Source organism: Erwinia sp. S38 (assembly GCF_016624545.1).
Lineage (GTDB): Bacteria > Pseudomonadota > Gammaproteobacteria > Enterobacterales > Enterobacteriaceae > Erwinia > Erwinia coffeiphila.
Window position 1 is genome coordinate 1 of the sequence record NZ_JACVTS010000010.1, and the last position, 15,186, is coordinate 15,186.

Annotated in this window: 13 protein-coding genes; 7 read left to right on the forward strand and 6 right to left on the reverse strand. The window is 57.6% G+C overall.

Translation table 11 applies throughout. The annotated features are described in order from the left end of the window. Positions 1-101: 101 nt before the first annotated feature. The 3 genes from fghA to IBT46_RS12590 form a co-directional block, all read right to left on the reverse strand. The gene (gene fghA / locus IBT46_RS12580) at positions 102-944 is read right to left on the reverse strand and encodes an S-formylglutathione hydrolase (protein WP_200545945.1); all 843 of its coding nucleotides are present in this window, start codon (positions 942-944) and stop codon (positions 102-104) included. A gap of 89 nt (positions 945-1,033) precedes the next feature. Then, positions 1,034-2,158: an S-(hydroxymethyl)glutathione dehydrogenase/class III alcohol dehydrogenase gene (locus IBT46_RS12585; RefSeq protein WP_200545946.1), complete on the reverse strand. Its 1,125-nt coding sequence runs from the start codon at positions 2,156-2,158 to the stop codon at positions 1,034-1,036. Between the two features lie 84 nt (positions 2,159-2,242). Beyond that, complete coding sequence (locus IBT46_RS12590; protein WP_200545947.1) at positions 2,243-3,121, reverse strand: LysR family transcriptional regulator; 879 nt, start codon at positions 3,119-3,121, stop codon at positions 2,243-2,245. 100 nt (positions 3,122-3,221) lie between these two features. On the opposite strand from IBT46_RS12590, the gene IBT46_RS12595 reads away from it, so the two are divergent. The 7 genes from IBT46_RS12595 to mglC all read left to right on the forward strand — a co-directional run bounded on the left by IBT46_RS12595 (position 3,222) and on the right by mglC (position 11,535). Continuing rightward, entirely contained in the window at positions 3,222-4,358 is a 1,137-nt protein-coding gene (locus tag IBT46_RS12595; protein WP_200545948.1) for a YbfB/YjiJ family MFS transporter, read from the forward strand. A 125-nt stretch (positions 4,359-4,483) separates the two neighbouring features. After that, on the forward strand, positions 4,484-5,149 hold the full coding sequence (folE, locus tag IBT46_RS12600) for a GTP cyclohydrolase I FolE (protein ID WP_200545949.1): 666 nt from the start codon (positions 4,484-4,486) through the stop codon (positions 5,147-5,149). Positions 5,150-5,254: 105 nt separating this feature from the next. After that, the gene (gene yeiB, locus IBT46_RS12605; protein WP_200545950.1) at positions 5,255-6,433 is read left to right on the forward strand and encodes a DUF418 domain-containing protein YeiB; all 1,179 of its coding nucleotides are present in this window, start codon (positions 5,255-5,257) and stop codon (positions 6,431-6,433) included. Positions 6,434-6,569: 136 nt separating this feature from the next. Next, on the forward strand, positions 6,570-7,610 hold the full coding sequence (gene galS, locus IBT46_RS12610; RefSeq protein ID WP_105591351.1) for an HTH-type transcriptional regulator GalS: 1,041 nt from the start codon (positions 6,570-6,572) through the stop codon (positions 7,608-7,610). 305 nt (positions 7,611-7,915) lie between these two features. After that, positions 7,916-8,911 carry a galactose/glucose ABC transporter substrate-binding protein MglB gene (mglB, locus tag IBT46_RS12615; protein WP_200545951.1) on the forward strand — a complete coding sequence of 332 codons (996 nt, stop codon included), beginning with the start codon at positions 7,916-7,918 and terminating at the stop codon, positions 8,909-8,911. 73 nt (positions 8,912-8,984) lie between these two features. After that, positions 8,985-10,505, forward strand: a complete 1,521-nt coding sequence (mglA, locus tag IBT46_RS12620; RefSeq protein ID WP_200545952.1) for a galactose/methyl galactoside ABC transporter ATP-binding protein MglA — start codon at positions 8,985-8,987, stop codon at positions 10,503-10,505. A 19-nt stretch (positions 10,506-10,524) separates the two neighbouring features. Further along, a complete protein-coding gene (mglC, locus tag IBT46_RS12625) occupies positions 10,525-11,535 on the forward strand; it encodes a galactose/methyl galactoside ABC transporter permease MglC (protein ID WP_105591354.1) in 1,011 nt (336 codons plus the stop codon). A gap of 83 nt (positions 11,536-11,618) precedes the next feature. Here the strand turns inward: mglC and IBT46_RS12630 are convergent, their stop codons facing one another. From IBT46_RS12630 to IBT46_RS12640, 3 genes are all read right to left on the reverse strand, one after another. After that, a complete protein-coding gene (locus IBT46_RS12630; protein WP_200545953.1) occupies positions 11,619-12,542 on the reverse strand; it encodes a DMT family transporter in 924 nt (307 codons plus the stop codon). Positions 12,543-12,583: 41 nt separating this feature from the next. Beyond that, positions 12,584-13,300, reverse strand: coding sequence for an outer membrane permeability protein SanA (gene sanA, locus IBT46_RS12635; protein WP_105591356.1), 717 nt, complete (start codon positions 13,298-13,300; stop codon positions 12,584-12,586). Positions 13,301-13,438: 138 nt separating this feature from the next. Further along, a complete protein-coding gene (locus tag IBT46_RS12640; RefSeq protein ID WP_200545954.1) occupies positions 13,439-15,136 on the reverse strand; it encodes an NAD-dependent malic enzyme in 1,698 nt (565 codons plus the stop codon). Positions 15,137-15,186: the final 50 nt, after the last annotated feature.

The window sequence follows — 15,186 nt, forward strand, 5'->3', positions numbered from 1 at the left end:
CTCCAGCAGTGGGCCCCCCCCGGGGGGCGGGGGGGAGAGAAAGGCCCCCCCCGCCCCCGGGGGGGGGCCGGGGGGCCCCGCGGGGGCCCCCAAACTGTCCACTACACCAGCAAATACTTTGCGTGGAAGCGCAAATGGTCCTCAATAAAGCTGCTGATAAAGAAGTAGCTGTGGTCGTAGCCCGGCTGCACGCGCACGGTCAGCGGGAAATCCACTTCGCGGGCAATCTCCTCCAGGCGTTCAGGCCGTAGCTGATCGGCGAGGAACTGATCGCTGTCGCCCTGATCGATGAGCACCGGCAGCTGGTTTGCACTGTTGCGCATCAGCCAGCAGCTGTCGTACTCCTTCCAGCTTTCCACATCATCGCCCAGGTAGGCACGGAAGGCTTTCTGCCCCCACGGCACTTCCAGCGGGTTAACAATAGGTGCAAACGCCGACGCCGAACTGAAGCGGCCCGGATTGCGCAGCGCAATGGTCAGCGCGCCGTGTCCGCCCATCGAGTGCCCCATGATCGCCTGACGATCGCTGACGCTGAAGTTACCGGCAACCAGAGCGGGCAGCTCGCTGTTGATGTAGTCGTACATCTTAAAATTGGCCGACCACGGCGCTTCGGTGGCGTTAAGGTAGAAACCCGCCCCCTGGCCGAGGTCGTAACCTTCGTCGTTGGCCACGCCTTCGCCGCGCGGGCTGGTATCCGGCATCACCAGCACCAGACCCAGCTCGGCCGCTACGCGCTGTGCGCCGGACTTCACGCTGAAGTTTTCATCGGTGCAGGTTAAACCGGCAAGGCACCAGACCACCGGCGGCGGCGTGCCGTCTTTCGGGCCGGGTAAAAAGATGCTGAAGGTCATGGTGCAGTTGAGGCTGCTGGACAGATGGCGGTAGCGCTGCTGCCAGCCGCCGTACAGCCGGTGTTCTTCAAGTAGCTCCAGAGTGGATGGCATGTATCCTCCTGATGGGTTCTGCCGTCGTTCAGAATCAGGCCCGCCGCAGCGGACCCGTTCCCTGACTATAGCTTACCGGTGCGCGGCTATTATTTGTTGAAATGCACCACGGTACGGATCGACTTGCCGGAGTGCATCAGCTCGAACGCCTCGTTGATGTCTTCCAGCGGCATGGTGTGCGTAATAAAGTCGTTCAGCTGGAACTCACCGTTCATATAGCGATCAACAATGCCCGGCAGCTGCGAGCGACCCTTCACGCCGCCGAACGCGGAACCACGCCATACGCGGCCGGTCACCAGCTGGAACGGACGGGTGGCAATTTCTTCGCCCGCGCCGGCTACGCCGATGATCACCGATTCGCCCCAGCCCTTGTGGCAGCACTCCAGCGCGGAACGCATGACGTTAACGTTGCCGATGCACTCAAAGGAGAAGTCGACGCCGCCGTCGGTCATCTCAACGATCACGTCCTGAATTGGCTTGTCGAAATCTTTCGGGTTGATCAGATCGGTGGCGCCCAGCTTGGTGGCCAGATCGAACTTGCTGGTATTGATATCCACGCCGATGATGCGACCGGCTTTCGCCATCTTCGCACCGATAATCGCCGACAGGCCAATGCCGCCCAGGCCGAAGATCGCCACGGTGTCGCCTTCTTTTACCTTCGCGGTGTTCAGCACGGCGCCCATACCGGTGGTTACGCCACAGCCCAGCAGGCAGACTTCTTCCAGCGGGGCTTCTTTGCTGATTTTAGCCAGTGAGATTTCCGGCACTACGGTGTACTCGGAGAAGGTAGAGGTGCCCATGTAGTGGAAGATAGGCTGACCGTCTTTAAAGAAGCGGGTGGTACCGTCCGGCATCAGACCTTTACCCTGGGTGGCGCGGATCGCCTGACAGAGGTTGGTCTTGCCGGACAGACAGAATTTACATTTGCCGCATTCCGGCGTGTACAGCGGGATCACGTGATCGCCCACGGCGACGCTGGTCACGCCTTCGCCCACGGCTTCAACAATACCGCCGCCTTCGTGGCCCAGCACCGCCGGGAACACGCCCTCAGGATCTTTACCCGACAGGGTATAGGCGTCGGTATGGCACACGCCGGTGGCGGTGATGCGCACCAGCACTTCGCCTTTCTGCGGCGGCATCAGATCCAGTTCTTCAATCTTCAGCGGCTCACCGGCGGCCCAGGCTACGGCGGCACGTGTTTTAATCATCTGCATTTTATGCTCCTGTCAGTTACTCCGATCCGGCGGTTTCCGGTCGTGAGCAGGGTGTTTAAGGTTAAGAGGGGGTGATAAGCCCGGTCAGTCGCTGGACTTATTATCAAACTGTTCAATAATCAGGTACTTCAACGCTTCAACATTTGGCGTGAAGGCATCACGCCGCCACACCAGCCGCGTGTCGGTATCGCGGAATTCCGCCGACAGCGGATGCTGGCGCACGCGTTCATGGCCCGGCAGCAGCGTCAGCACACCTTCCGGCAGCATGGCGATACCGCCGCCGCTGGCGACGCAGGCCAGCATCGCGTGGTAAGAGGGAATATCCATCACCGGCCCGTGCTGCACGCCGTCGGCAAGAAACCAGTTTTCAAAACGCTGGCGGTAAGAACAGCTGGGGCGAAAAGTAAACAGCGTGGCCCCGGCTGCGTCCGCCGGGCCGGCGATTGGCGGGTGTTCAAGGCTGGAGATCAGCACCAGCCGTTCGGAAAAGGCCACGCAGCTATTCAGCTCGTCCATATTGACCGGCCCGTCGGACAGGGCGGCGGCCAGCGTGCCCGCGCGTACCTGCTCGAGGATTTCGCCGGAGGTGCCGGTGGTCAGCGACAGGGTGACGCTTTTATAACGCTGATGAAATTCAGCCAGCAGCGAGGGCAGGCGGCTGGCTGCGGTGCTCTCCATCGAGCCCAACGCAAAGTGCCCGGCGGGTTCGCCGCTGTGGGCCATCGCCATCGCTTCGGCGCTGAGTGCCAGAATGCGCTGCGCGTAGCAGAGAAAGTTATGCCCCATCGGCGACAGCCGCAGGCGCTGCTTTTCCCGAATAAACAGGTCCGTGCCGAGTTCCTCTTCCAGCTGGCGCAGGCGAGTGGTGAGATTAGAGGGTACGCGGTTAAGCTGTTCCGCCGCGCGAACAACCGAGCCGCTGTCGGCAACGGCGCAGAACATTTTGAGCTGGGTCAGATCCATATTCTTTTTTCGTAAGCAACTTTGTGTGAATTATTCACTTTTTGAGAGTTTACCGATCGCATAGACTACTGGCAATGAAAATCGGGCATGGGAGAACAAAATGGCAGTGCGTGTGGCATTCAGCGCGTTTCTGGCGCTGGTGGTAGCAATGGGGATCGGGCGTTTCGCCTTTACCCCGCAGGTTCCTTTAATGATAGACGATCGCCAGCTGTCGCTGACCAGCGCCGGGGTGGTTGCCGCCTTAAACTACCTCGGCTATCTGTTTGGCTCCTGGGACGCGATGCGCGCTACCCGACGGGTGGAGTGGAGGCTACAGGCGGGAATTTGGGGCGCGGTGGCGCTGACGCTGCTTTCCGCCTGCATTGCGGGGCCGTGGTGGCACGGCGTGGTGCGTTTTCTTATCGGCTGGGCCAGCGGCTGGGCGATGGTACTGATCGCCGCGTGGAGTAATGAACAGCTGCATCATTACGGCCGCCCGGCGCTCAGCGCGGCGGTGTTTGCCGGGCCGGGCACCGGAATTTTCCTCAGCGGAATGATGGCGGTGCTGCTGCATCACTGGCAGATCGGTGCCGCCATGGCCTGGCTGGCCTACGGCGTGATGGCGTTGCTGCTGGTTCTGCTCATTGCCCGCAACCTGCCGCGCAGCGGCCAGCTGCATCGCCCGGATGCCGCGCCGGAGCCGCTGAAGCTGACCGCCGGTCTGAAAAAACTGGTCTGGAGCTACAGCCTGGCGGGTTTCGGCTACATCCTGCCGGCGACATTTCTGTCGCAGATGGCGGCGGCGCGATTCCCTGGCAGCGCCTTTGCGCAGTTTGCCTGGCCGGTGTTTGGCGGCGCGGCGGTGCTGGGTATTATCGCGGGGATTCTGACCCGCCGTTACGGCCATAGCAACCGGCGGCTGGCATACGTCCTGGTATTACAGGCCGTCGGCGTATTCGTGTCCGATCTGCTGCCGGGCATTGGCGGGCTGGTGCTGGGCGCGGTGCTGGTCGGTGGCGGTTTCCTCTGCGTGGTTCAGCTTTCACTGCAGTACGGTCGCGAACTGGCACCGCGGCATACCCGCTATCTGGCCGGGCTGCTGACCACTGGCTATGCCCTCGGCCAGCTGGTAGGGCCCCTGCTGTCGGCGATCTCCACTGCTTTGACCCAGCGGCTGGAACCGGCGCTGTATGTGGCGGGCGTGGCCCTGCTGGTGGCCGCCGCGCTGGTCTGGCGGCGCGATGCGGCGGCTGAATGAAACAGTTTCATCGACAATTAAATTGATTCACTGGATCGCGCGCCGATTGTATTACAAAATACCGCCTCAGAAATTTCGCCGGGCCCGTTGCGCCCGGCTGGTCACCTGCTGGAGAAGAAAATCACATGGCGACGTTGAGTCAGGAAGCCGCACTTGTTCATGAAGCACTGCTTACTCGTGGGCTGGAAACCCCGCTACGCGCTCCCGTGCGTGAAATGGATGACGAAACCCGCAGACAGCTGATTGCCGGCCATATGACCGAAATTATGCAGCTGCTGAACCTCGATCTGGATGATGACAGCCTGCGCGAAACCCCGCAGCGTATTGCCAAAATGTACGTGAACGAAGTGTTTTCCGGCCTGGATTACGCCAACTTCCCGAAAATTACCGTGATCGAAAATAAAATGAAGGTTGATGAAATGGTGACGGTGCGTGATATCACGCTGACCAGCACCTGCGAGCATCACTTCGTGATTATCGACGGTAAGGCAACCGTGGCTTATATCCCGAAAGATAAAGTGATTGGCCTGTCGAAGATCAACCGCATCGTGCAGTTCTTCTCTTCGCGCCCGCAGGTGCAGGAACGACTGACGCAGCAGATCCTCGTGGCGCTGCAAACGCTGCTCGGCACCAACAACGTCGCGGTGTCCATCGACGCGGTGCACTACTGCGTAAAGGCGCGCGGCATTCGTGATGCCACCAGCGCCACCACCACCACCTCCCTGGGCGGGCTGTTCAAGTCCAGCCAGAATACCCGGCAGGAGTTCCTGCGTGCGGTACGTCACAGCTGATTGACAGCCTGAGGCGACATCCTGCACTGTAGGGGCAGGCCGGTTTTGCCGGTCTGCCCGTTGTCGATCCACGCCCGGGCGACCGGAAGAGATGAACCTCCCTGGATGAATGCACCCGTAACCCGTATTGCCACGCTGGATTTTATCCGCGGGGTTGCCATTCTTGGCATCCTGCTACTGAACATCACCTCCTTTGCCTTACCGAAAGCCGCCTACCTTAATCCGGCCTGGCACGGCATGCCTGCCGCTTCCGAGCTGTGGGTCTGGTCGGCGATGGATCTGCTGGCGCAGGCTAAATTCCTGACCCTGTTTGCCATTCTGTTCGGTGCCGGGCTACAGATGCTGCTGCCGCGCGGTAAGCGCTGGCTACAGTCGCGGCTGTCGTGGCTGGTGATCTTCGGGCTGCTGCATGGCCTGCTGTTCTGGGAAGGGGATATTCTGCTGGCGTACGGCCTGGTCGGGCTGGTGGTGTGGCGAATGATCCGCGATGTGCCCGGCACGCGGCAGCTGTTTAATACCGGCCTGATGCTGTATGTGGTCGGCAGCGCCATTCTGGTGGTGCTGGGAATGGCCTCCGGGCCAAATCCCAACAGCTCGTGGCTACCCGGTGCCGCAGACATCCAATATGAAACCTTCTGGCGCACTCACGGTGGCTGGGAAGCGCTGCGCAACCGGCTGGATATGCTGGGATCGGCCCTGATGGCGCTGGCCGCACAGTACGGCTGGCAGCTGGCGGGCCTGATGATGTGCGGCGCGGCACTGATGCGCAGCGGTTGGCTGCGCGGTACGTTCAGCGTGCAGCACTATCGCCGTACGGGCTGGCTGCTGGTGCTGACCGGCGTGGCAATTGAAATTCCGTCGATTGCCCTGCAGTGGATGACCGGCTGGAGCTTCCGCTGGTCGGGCTTTTTCTTACAGGTGCCGCGCGAAGTCAGCGCGCCATTGCAGGCACTGGGCTATGCCGCGCTCTGTTTCGGCTACTGGCCACAGCTACAGCGGCGCGCAATCACCAAAGCGGTCAGCGCCGTCGGTCGAATGGCGCTCAGCAACTATCTGCTACAGACGCTGATTTGCACCACGCTGTTCAACCATTTTGCGTTGTTTAACCACTTTAGCCGTCTGCAACTGCTGGCGATTGTCCCTGCTATCTGGCTGGTTAACCTGCTGTTTTCTCTCTTCTGGCTGCGGCTGTTCCGCCAGGGGCCGCTGGAGTGGCTGTGGCGTCGGCTGACGTCGCTGGGGCTGCCAGCGCAGGGAGAAGATGACAGGCATCACAAAGGTTAAAAGTTTGTATGTAACCGTTTTCAGACGTGTGACGCAATTCACGAAGCTGGAACGGCCTGACTGACAAAATAGACGGCAGAAACGCGTCAAGGTCAGGAAGGGCTATGCAAAATCTTATCTTCTGCGGTAATCGGTCATGATTACCATTCGTGATGTCGCCCGTGAGGCGGGCGTCTCCGTGGCAACCGTCTCCCGCGTGTTAAATAACAGCGCGGCGGTTACCGGGGAAACCCGCGACGTCGTGTTAAAAATCGTTGAGCAGCTGGGCTACCGCCCCAACGCCAACGCGCAGGCGCTGGCCAGCCAGGTCAGCGATACCATCGGCGTGGTGGTGATGGATGTATCCGATCCCTTCTTTGGCGCGCTGGTGAAAGCGGTGGATACCGTTGCCCAGCGCCTGCACAAACATGTACTCATCAACAACTCCTATCATCAGGCGGATAAAGAGCGCCACGCCATTGAAGTGCTGATTCGCCAGCGTTGTAATGCCTTGATTGTTCATGCAAAAGCGCTGGGTGATGACGAGCTGTCGTCGCTGATGCAGCAGGTGCCTGGTATGGTGTTAATCAACCGCATCGTGCCCGGATTTGCCCATCGCTGCGTGTGCCTGGACAACGTCAGCGGCGCGCTGATGGCGACGCGCATGCTGTTACAGCACGGGCATCAGCGTATCGGTTATCTCGGATCGGCCCATCCAATCGAAGATGACGATCAGCGCCGCCACGGCTGGATGCAGGCGATGAACGAGCAGGGGATTACCCCGGCCGAGAGCTGGTCTGCCTGCGGCGAGCCGGATTTACAGGGCGGAGAAGCGGCCATGGTAGAGCTGCTGGGGCGCAATCTTCAGCTCAGCGCGGTGTTTGCCTACAACGACAGCATGGCCGCCGGTGCGCTGGCAGCGCTGAAAGACAACGGCATTGCCGTGCCGTTACAGCTTTCCGTCGTTGGATTTGATGATATTCCCATCTCGCGTTACACCGATCCTCAGCTCAGCACTGTACGCTATCCTATTGTTTCTATGGCAAAACTCGCTACCGAACTGGCGCTGAAAGGCGCAGCCGGGCAGCTGGATCACAGTGCCCAGCACTGCTTTATGCCGACGCTGGTGCGCCGTCACTCGGTGGCGCTGCGGCAAAGTGTGTCGGCCGTCACTAACTCAGGCGATTTGCTGGTGTAACCGTTTTCAATCTGTGAGTAAATTCACAGTTAATTAACATGGCCTTCTCTATGATGGCAGCGTCTGCAGGGGCTGAAACATGATGTAACGACAGGGCTGGCTTTCTCGCTGTCGTTAATCAGCACTGCTAAACGTGTTTACATACAGCATTCAGGAAGCCTTTCCGCACACGGACGTCGGGTTTGGTGTTAGCCATAGTCGGCCCGCGTAACAACTCTGTTTCGCCGCCCACGAATCGATCGCCACGCGAGCACGCTGTGCCCGCATTGCGTTGAGTACTACCCTACAAAAAAACCGGAGATACCATGAATAAGAAGGTTTTCACTCTCACCGCCCTGGTCGCCAGCATGATGTTTGGCGCTGCTGCTCACGCTGCTGATACCCGTATCGGCGTGACCATTTACAAGTATGACGACAACTTTATGTCGGTGGTGCGCAAGGCCATTGAGAAAGAAGCCAAAAACAGCTCAGGCGTTCAGCTGTTGATGAACGACTCCCAGAACAGCCAGTCAACCCAGAACGACCAGGTTGACGTCATGGTAGCGAAAGGCGTGAAGGCGCTGGCCATTAACCTGGTTGACCCGGCGGCGGCTGACGTCGTGATTAGCAAAGCTAAAGCCAACGATATTCCGGTAGTGTTCTTTAACAAAGAGCCATCGGCGAAAGCACTGGCCAGCTATGACAAAGCCTATTACGTCGGTACCGACTCTAAAGAGTCCGGCGTTAAGCAGGGCGAGCTGATTGAAAAACACTGGAAGGCCAACCCGGCCTGGGATCTGAACAAAGACGGCCAGATCCAGTTCGTGCTGCTGAAAGGCGAGCCGGGCCACCCGGATGCCGAAGCACGTACCAAATACGTGATCGATACCCTGAACAAAGACGGCCTGAAAACCCAGCAGCTGCATCTGGATACCGCGATGTGGGATACCGCTCAGGCGAAAGATAAGATGGATGCGTGGCTCTCTGGCCCGAACGGCAACAAAATCGAAGTAGTGATCGCTAACAACGACGCGATGGCGATGGGTGCCGTTGAAGCCTTGAAGGCCCACAACAAGTCTTCCGTACCGGTATTCGGTGTGGATGCACTGCCGGAAGCGCTGGCGCTGGTGAAATCCGGTGCAATGGCCGGTACCGTGCTGAACGATGCGGATAACCAGGCGAAAGCCACCTTCGATATGGCGAAAAACCTGGCGGCGGGCAAACCGGCTACCGAAGGTACCAACTACAAACTGGACGGTAAAGTGGTTCGCGTCGCTTACGTTCCTGTCGATAAAGACAATCTGTCACAGTTCGCGAAATAAGTATCACCTGGTGCGGAGCGCTCTGCTCCGCACCAGGCGTTGAATCAGGTCACCCTTTCAGCCAGGTAGAATTATGGGCAGTGATAACGTGCAAACGCAGCGCGAATTTTTGCTCGAGATGACGAATGTAAATAAGTCATTCCCGGGAGTTAAAGCGCTTGATAATGTGAATCTAAAAGTCCGTCCGCATTCAATTCACGCCTTGATGGGGGAGAATGGTGCCGGTAAGTCGACCTTATTAAAATGCCTTTTTGGCATTTACAGTAAAGACTCGGGGAGCATTATTTTTCAGGGGGAGGAAGTTAATTTCAAAAGCTCCAAAGAGGCGCTGGAAAACGGCGTATCGATGGTGCATCAGGAATTAAACCTCGTTCTGCAACGTACCGTCATGGATAATATGTGGCTTGGCCGCTATCCAAAAAAAGGGTTCTTCGTCGATCAGGAAAAAATGTATCGCGATACGAAAGCGATTTTCGACGAACTGGATATTGATATCGATCCGCGCGATAAGGTGGTGACACTTTCCGTTTCGCAGATGCAGATGATCGAAATCGCCAAGGCTTTCTCCTATAACGCTAAAATCGTTATTATGGATGAGCCAACGTCGTCGCTGACCGAAAAAGAAGTTAACCATCTGTTTACCATTATTCGTAAACTGAAGGATCGCGGCTGCGGCATTATCTATATCTCGCATAAAATGGAAGAGATCTTCCAGCTGTGTGACGAAATAACCATTCTGCGCGACGGCCAGTGGATTGCCACCCAGTCGCTGGAAGGGCTGGATATGGATAAGATTATCGCCATGATGGTCGGTCGTTCGCTTAACCAGCGTTTCCCGGATAAGCACAACGTACCGGGGGAAACCATTCTGGAGGTAAGAAACCTGACCTCTCTGCGCCAGCCGTCGATCCGCGACGTTTCCTTCGACCTGCGCAAAGGCGAAATCCTCGGTATTGCCGGGCTGGTGGGGGCTAAGCGAACCGATATCGTCGAGACGCTGTTCGGCATCCGCGAGAAATCCGCAGGTACAATCCGCCTGCACGGTAAGCCGATCAAAAATAACAGTGCCAACGAAGCCATTAACCACGGCTTCGCGCTGGTCACCGAAGAGCGCCGTTCAACCGGTATTTACGCCTATCTGGATATCGGCTTTAACTCGCTGATTTCAAATATCCGTAAGTATAAAAATAATATTGGTCTGTTAGATAACAGCCGGATGAAAAGCGATACCCAGTGGGTCATTGACTCCATGCGGGTAAAAACCCCGGGTCATAAAACGTCGATTGGTTCGCTTTCCGGCGGTAACCAGCAGAAAGTGATTATTGGTCGCTGGCTGCTGACTCAGCCGGAAATATTAATGCTGGATGAACCGACGCGCGGCATTGACGTTGGCGCGAAGTTTGAAATTTATCAGCTGATTGCCGAGCTGGCGAAGAAAGAAAAAGGAATCATTATTATCTCATCGGAAATGCCGGAGCTGTTGGGTATCACCGATCGGATACTGGTAATGAGTAATGGCCTGGTTGCAGGCATTGTCGAAACGAAAAACACCACGCAAAACGAAATATTGCGTTTGGCATCGTTGCACCTTTAATGATGTAAGGGCTGTTACTATGAATGCAGTGAATAAAAAGAATGCGCTCACCTGGTTAAAAGAGGGCGGAATTTACGTGGTGCTGCTGGTTCTGCTGGCAGTCATCATTATCCAGGACCCAACGTTTTTAAGTTTAATGAACCTGAGTAATATTCTTACCCAGTCCTCCGTGCGCGTCATTATTGCACTGGGCGTGGCGGGGCTGATCGTTACCCAGGGTACCGACCTGTCTGCCGGTCGTCAGGTTGGCCTGGCGGCAGTAGTGGCGGCAACGCTGCTGCAATCGATGGACAACGCCAACAAGGTGTTTCCTCATATGGAAACCATGCCGATTGCGCTGGTTATTCTGATTGTCTGCGCGGTGGGTGCGCTGATTGGCCTGGTGAACGGCCTGATTATCGCCTACCTCAAGGTAACGCCGTTTATCACCACGCTGGGTACGATGATTATCGTTTACGGCATTAACTCGCTGTACTACGACTATGTCGGTGCGTCGCCGGTGGCCGGTTTTGACGAGAAGTTCTCTACCTTTGCGCAGGGCTTTATCCGCCTGGGCGACTTTAAACTCTCGTACATCACTTTCTACGCGATTATCGCCATCTTCCTGGTGTGGATACTGTGGAATAAAACCCGCTTCGGTAAAAACATCTTTGCTATCGGTGGTAACCCGGAAGCGGCGAAAGTCTCTGGCGTAAACGTCCCGTTCAACCTGATCCTGGTCTACGCCCTGTCCGGCGTGTTCTATGCTTTCGGTGGGATGCTGGAAGCGGGCCGTATCGGTTCTGCCACCAATAACCTTGGCTTTATGTACGAGCTGGATGCGATTGCGGCCTGCGTGGTGGGCGGCGTGTCGTTTGCCGGCGGCGTGGGTACGGTAGCAGGTGTGGTGACAGGGGTGATCATCTTTACGGTGATCAACTACGGCCTGACCTATATCGGCGTCAACCCTTACTGGCAGTACATCATCAAGGGCGGCATTATCATCTTCGCGGTGGCGCTGGATTCACTGAAGTACGCACGTAAGAAGTAACTTGTTTGTGAAAAGGGCTGCGTGATGCAGCCCTTTTCATATCGAAGCGGGTGATGTCACCTTTCTGCAATTCTGCCCATCCATTAGTCAATAGCGCCCGCCGCAGGCACCTTTTCCTTACCAAACCGCTGCGCAAGAACAGAAATCAGCCCCGGCATACACATCCCCGTCAGAATCAGTACACCGCCCAGCAGAACGTTGACCGACAGGCTTTCATGCAGCAGCCAGACGGCGAACAGCGCGGAAAACACCGGTTCAAGATTGTAGATCAGCACCGCGCGGGTCGGCGAGGTATAGCGCTGATAGTGGGTCTGCACCCAGAAGGCAATCACCGTAGAAAACAGCGCAGTCACCAGCAGGGCCCACACCAGCGGGCCGTCCCACGTCTGCGGGAACCACTCGCCGCCGCTGGCGTGCTGCATCAGCATAATCACCGCTGCCATGGTGGCCACCTGTAAAAACGTCAGGGCAGTGTTGTCGTGACGGACGCTGAGCTTATCCAGCGCAAGAATATGCAGCGCCGTGAACACCGAACCGATAATCACCAGCGAATCGCCCCACTGCAAATGCCAGTCGTGCATATCGGACATCACCAGCAAACCGGCCACGCCAAACAGCACAGCGATAATTGCGGATGCGGATGGCAGCTTCCCTGCCAGCGGGCCGGAGAGCAGCAGCACCCAGACTACCGCCAGCCCGGCCAGAAACCCGGTATTCGATGCGGTGGTGGTTTGCAGCCCGAGGATCAGAAAGACGAACGCCGCACCCAGCAGCAGGCCCAGAGAAATGCCCGCAAGGTACGTTCGGCCACCGATGCCCGCCAGGCTTTTGGCGCTGAATGGCAACATCAGCAGGGTAGAGAGCAGGAAGCGCAGCCCCAGCACCATCAGTACCGGATGCAGGGCGACCGCCTGCTTCATCACCGGGAAGCCAATTCCCCATCCGGCGGCAACGCAAACCAGCAGCAGTTCCGCTATCCAGCGTTTGCGTGTGGTGACTTCATTCATTCGACAACTCCCGGTCCATGTCTGGCTAATGCGAGTAGTAGTTACTTTCCTTTCTGCTGGATTTCCAGCAGCTGCTCCGGGGTGACTGCCGGGTAGCTCTGCGCGTCTTCAGGCACTTCATGTACTGCCGGGATCGGCACCAGAGGCCCGAGGAATCGCGGTTCGCGCTTCATCAGGTACAGATCGGCCAGTGCGCCAAGGCGAGCGCCCACTTCACGCAGCCGCACGCTGAGCATGTTTTTCGGCGAGGGAACCGCATAGCACTGCGCCTGAATCCCCATATGCAGGGCGATAAACAGCGCGCGCTCGCAGTGGAAGCGCTGGGTAATAATAATAAAGTCGTTGGTATCGAACACCTTGCGGGTGCGCACAATGGAGTCGAGGGTACGGAAACCGGCGTAGTCCAGCACGATATCGGACGGCTCCACGCCGGCCGCAATCAGGTCACGGCGCATGGTCATCGGTTCGTTATAGCTTTGCTGGGCATTATCGCCGCTCAGCAGCAGATAGTTCACCTTGCCGCTGTTATAGGCGTTCATCGCACCCTGGATGCGATAAAGGTAATACTGATTGATCACCCCGGTTCGGTAATACTTGGCGGTGCCCAGTACCACGCCAACCTGACGGTGGGGCAGGGATTTCAAATCGTCGTAAATATAGGGGGCGGTTTTCCAGCTCATCCAGCGATCCAGGCCAAGCGCAGTCAGAACCATCAGAACGATGATGATAATCAGACCATAAGCCAGGCGTTTCAACATACTGAACGGCGCTCGAAATTGCGGAGATAAGGTGGTTCAAGGCTACTGTAGGGAGAGAGGGGAAGCAAGCAACGGCGCGCCGTATGGCGTTTTTTCACACAAATAGCCGGGCGTAGTGTGACGCCCGGCAGATTCTTCTTAGATAGAAGTACGGCGATAGTTACGATACTGCGGCAGCCAGAAGTTGGCGGCAATGGCTTTGGACAGCACGTCTTCCGAGGTGACAACCGCCACGCCCGCCAGCTGTGCGGCTTTGCCTACGGCCATCGCAATGACTTTTGACACGCCCTGAATATCCTTCACTTCTGGCAGTACCGGGCCGGAGCCGTCGTTAGCCAGAGGCGAGCACTCTGCCAGCGCACGGCTGGCGGCCATCAGCATGCTGTCGGTTACGCGGCTCGCGCCGGAGGCAATCACGCCCAGACCAATACCCGGGAAGATATAGGAGTTATTGCACTGGGCAATCGGGTAGGTTTTATCCTTCCAGATCGCTGGTGCAAACGGGCTGCCGGTGGCGACCAGCGCCTGACCGTCGGTCCAGGCCATAATGTCCTGCGGCGTGGCTTCTACGCGGGAAGTCGGGTTAGACAGCGGCATGATAATCGGGCGCGGGCAGTGCTTATGCATTTCACGCACGATCTCTTCGCTGAACAGCCCCGGCTGGCCGGAAACGCCGATCATAATGCTCGGGCGCGCGTTGCGCACCACGTCCAGCAGGGAGAGCGAATCGCTGCTGCTGTCCCAGTTGGCCAGACGTTCGCTTTTCTGCACCAGCTTGCTCTGGAAGTTAAGCAGGTTTGGCAGCTTGTCGGTCAGCAGGCCGAAGCGGTCGACCATAAATACGCGGGCGCGCGCTTCGTCTTCGCTCAGCCCTTCGGATTTCATCTGGGCGATAATCTGCTCGGCGATACCGCAGCCGGCGGAACCGGCACCGAGGAACACCACATTCTGCTCGCTCAGCTTGCTGCCCGCTGCACGGCTGGCGGCCAGCAGGGTACCCAGCGTGACGGCGGCGGTGCCCTGGATATCGTCATTGAAGCAGCAAACTTCGTTACGATAGCGCTCCAGCAGCGGCATGGCATTCTTCTGCGCGAAGTCTTCAAACTGCAGCAGCACGTTCGGCCAGCGGCTTTTCACGGCGGTGATAAATTCGTTGACGAAGTTATCGTACTCCTCGCCGGTAATGCGCGGGTGGCGCCAGCCCATGTACAGCGGATCGTTCAGCAGCTGCTGGTTGTTGGTGCCGACATCCAGCACCACCGGCAGGGTGTAGGCCGGACTGATACCGCCGCAGGCGGTATAGAGCGACAGCTTGCCGATAGGAATACCCATGCCGCCGATGCCCTGGTCGCCCAGGCCGAGAATGCGCTCGCCGTCGGTCACGACGATCACTTTTACATTCTGCTTGGTGGCGTTCTGCAGCATGTCTTCAATGTTGGCGCGGTTCGGATAGGAGATAAACAGACCGCGCGCGCGGCGATAGATCTCAGAGAAGTGCTCACAGGCTGCACCCACCGTTGGGGTGTAGATGATGGGCATCATCTCTTCCAGATGGTTGTCCAGCAGGCGGTAGAACAGGGTTTCGTTGGTGTCCTGGATATTACGCAGATAGACGTGCTTATCGTTATTATTTTTAAAATCCTGGAACTGCCGCCAGGCACGTTCGGCCTGTTCCTCGATGGTTTCAACCGTTTCCGGCAGCAGGCCGTTGAGGTTAAAGTCATTACGCTCTTCAATCGAAAAGGCGCTGCCTTTGTTCAGCAGGGGGAATTCCAGCAGGATCGGACCGGCGTAAGGGATGTAAAGCGATCGTTTACTTTCGTATTCGAGTTCCATGCAATTCGTACTCTGGTTGCTATCGTGATGATGTGGGGCCAATCCTAGAA

Bases quoted from the DNA above. Each gene is read 5' to 3' on its own strand.
- fghA (WP_200545945.1), bottom strand. From the start codon at position 944: ATGCCATCCACTCTGGAGCTACTTGAAGAACACCGGCTGTACGGCGGC.
- IBT46_RS12585 (WP_200545946.1), bottom strand. From the start codon at position 2,158: ATGCAGATGATTAAAACACGTGCCGCCGTAGCCTGGGCCGCCGGTGAG.
- IBT46_RS12590 (WP_200545947.1), bottom strand. From the start codon at position 3,121: ATGGATCTGACCCAGCTCAAAATGTTCTGCGCCGTTGCCGACAGCGGC.
- IBT46_RS12595 (WP_200545948.1), top strand. From the start codon at position 3,222: ATGGCAGTGCGTGTGGCATTCAGCGCGTTTCTGGCGCTGGTGGTAGCA.
- folE (WP_200545949.1), top strand. From the start codon at position 4,484: ATGGCGACGTTGAGTCAGGAAGCCGCACTTGTTCATGAAGCACTGCTT.
- yeiB (WP_200545950.1), top strand. From the start codon at position 5,255: ATGAATGCACCCGTAACCCGTATTGCCACGCTGGATTTTATCCGCGGG.
- galS (WP_105591351.1), top strand. From the start codon at position 6,570: ATGATTACCATTCGTGATGTCGCCCGTGAGGCGGGCGTCTCCGTGGCA.
- mglB (WP_200545951.1), top strand. From the start codon at position 7,916: ATGAATAAGAAGGTTTTCACTCTCACCGCCCTGGTCGCCAGCATGATG.
- mglA (WP_200545952.1), top strand. From the start codon at position 8,985: ATGGGCAGTGATAACGTGCAAACGCAGCGCGAATTTTTGCTCGAGATG.
- mglC (WP_105591354.1), top strand. From the start codon at position 10,525: ATGAATGCAGTGAATAAAAAGAATGCGCTCACCTGGTTAAAAGAGGGC.
- IBT46_RS12630 (WP_200545953.1), bottom strand. From the start codon at position 12,542: ATGAATGAAGTCACCACACGCAAACGCTGGATAGCGGAACTGCTGCTG.
- sanA (WP_105591356.1), bottom strand. From the start codon at position 13,300: ATGTTGAAACGCCTGGCTTATGGTCTGATTATCATCATCGTTCTGATG.
- IBT46_RS12640 (WP_200545954.1), bottom strand. From the start codon at position 15,136: ATGGAACTCGAATACGAAAGTAAACGATCGCTTTACATCCCTTACGCC.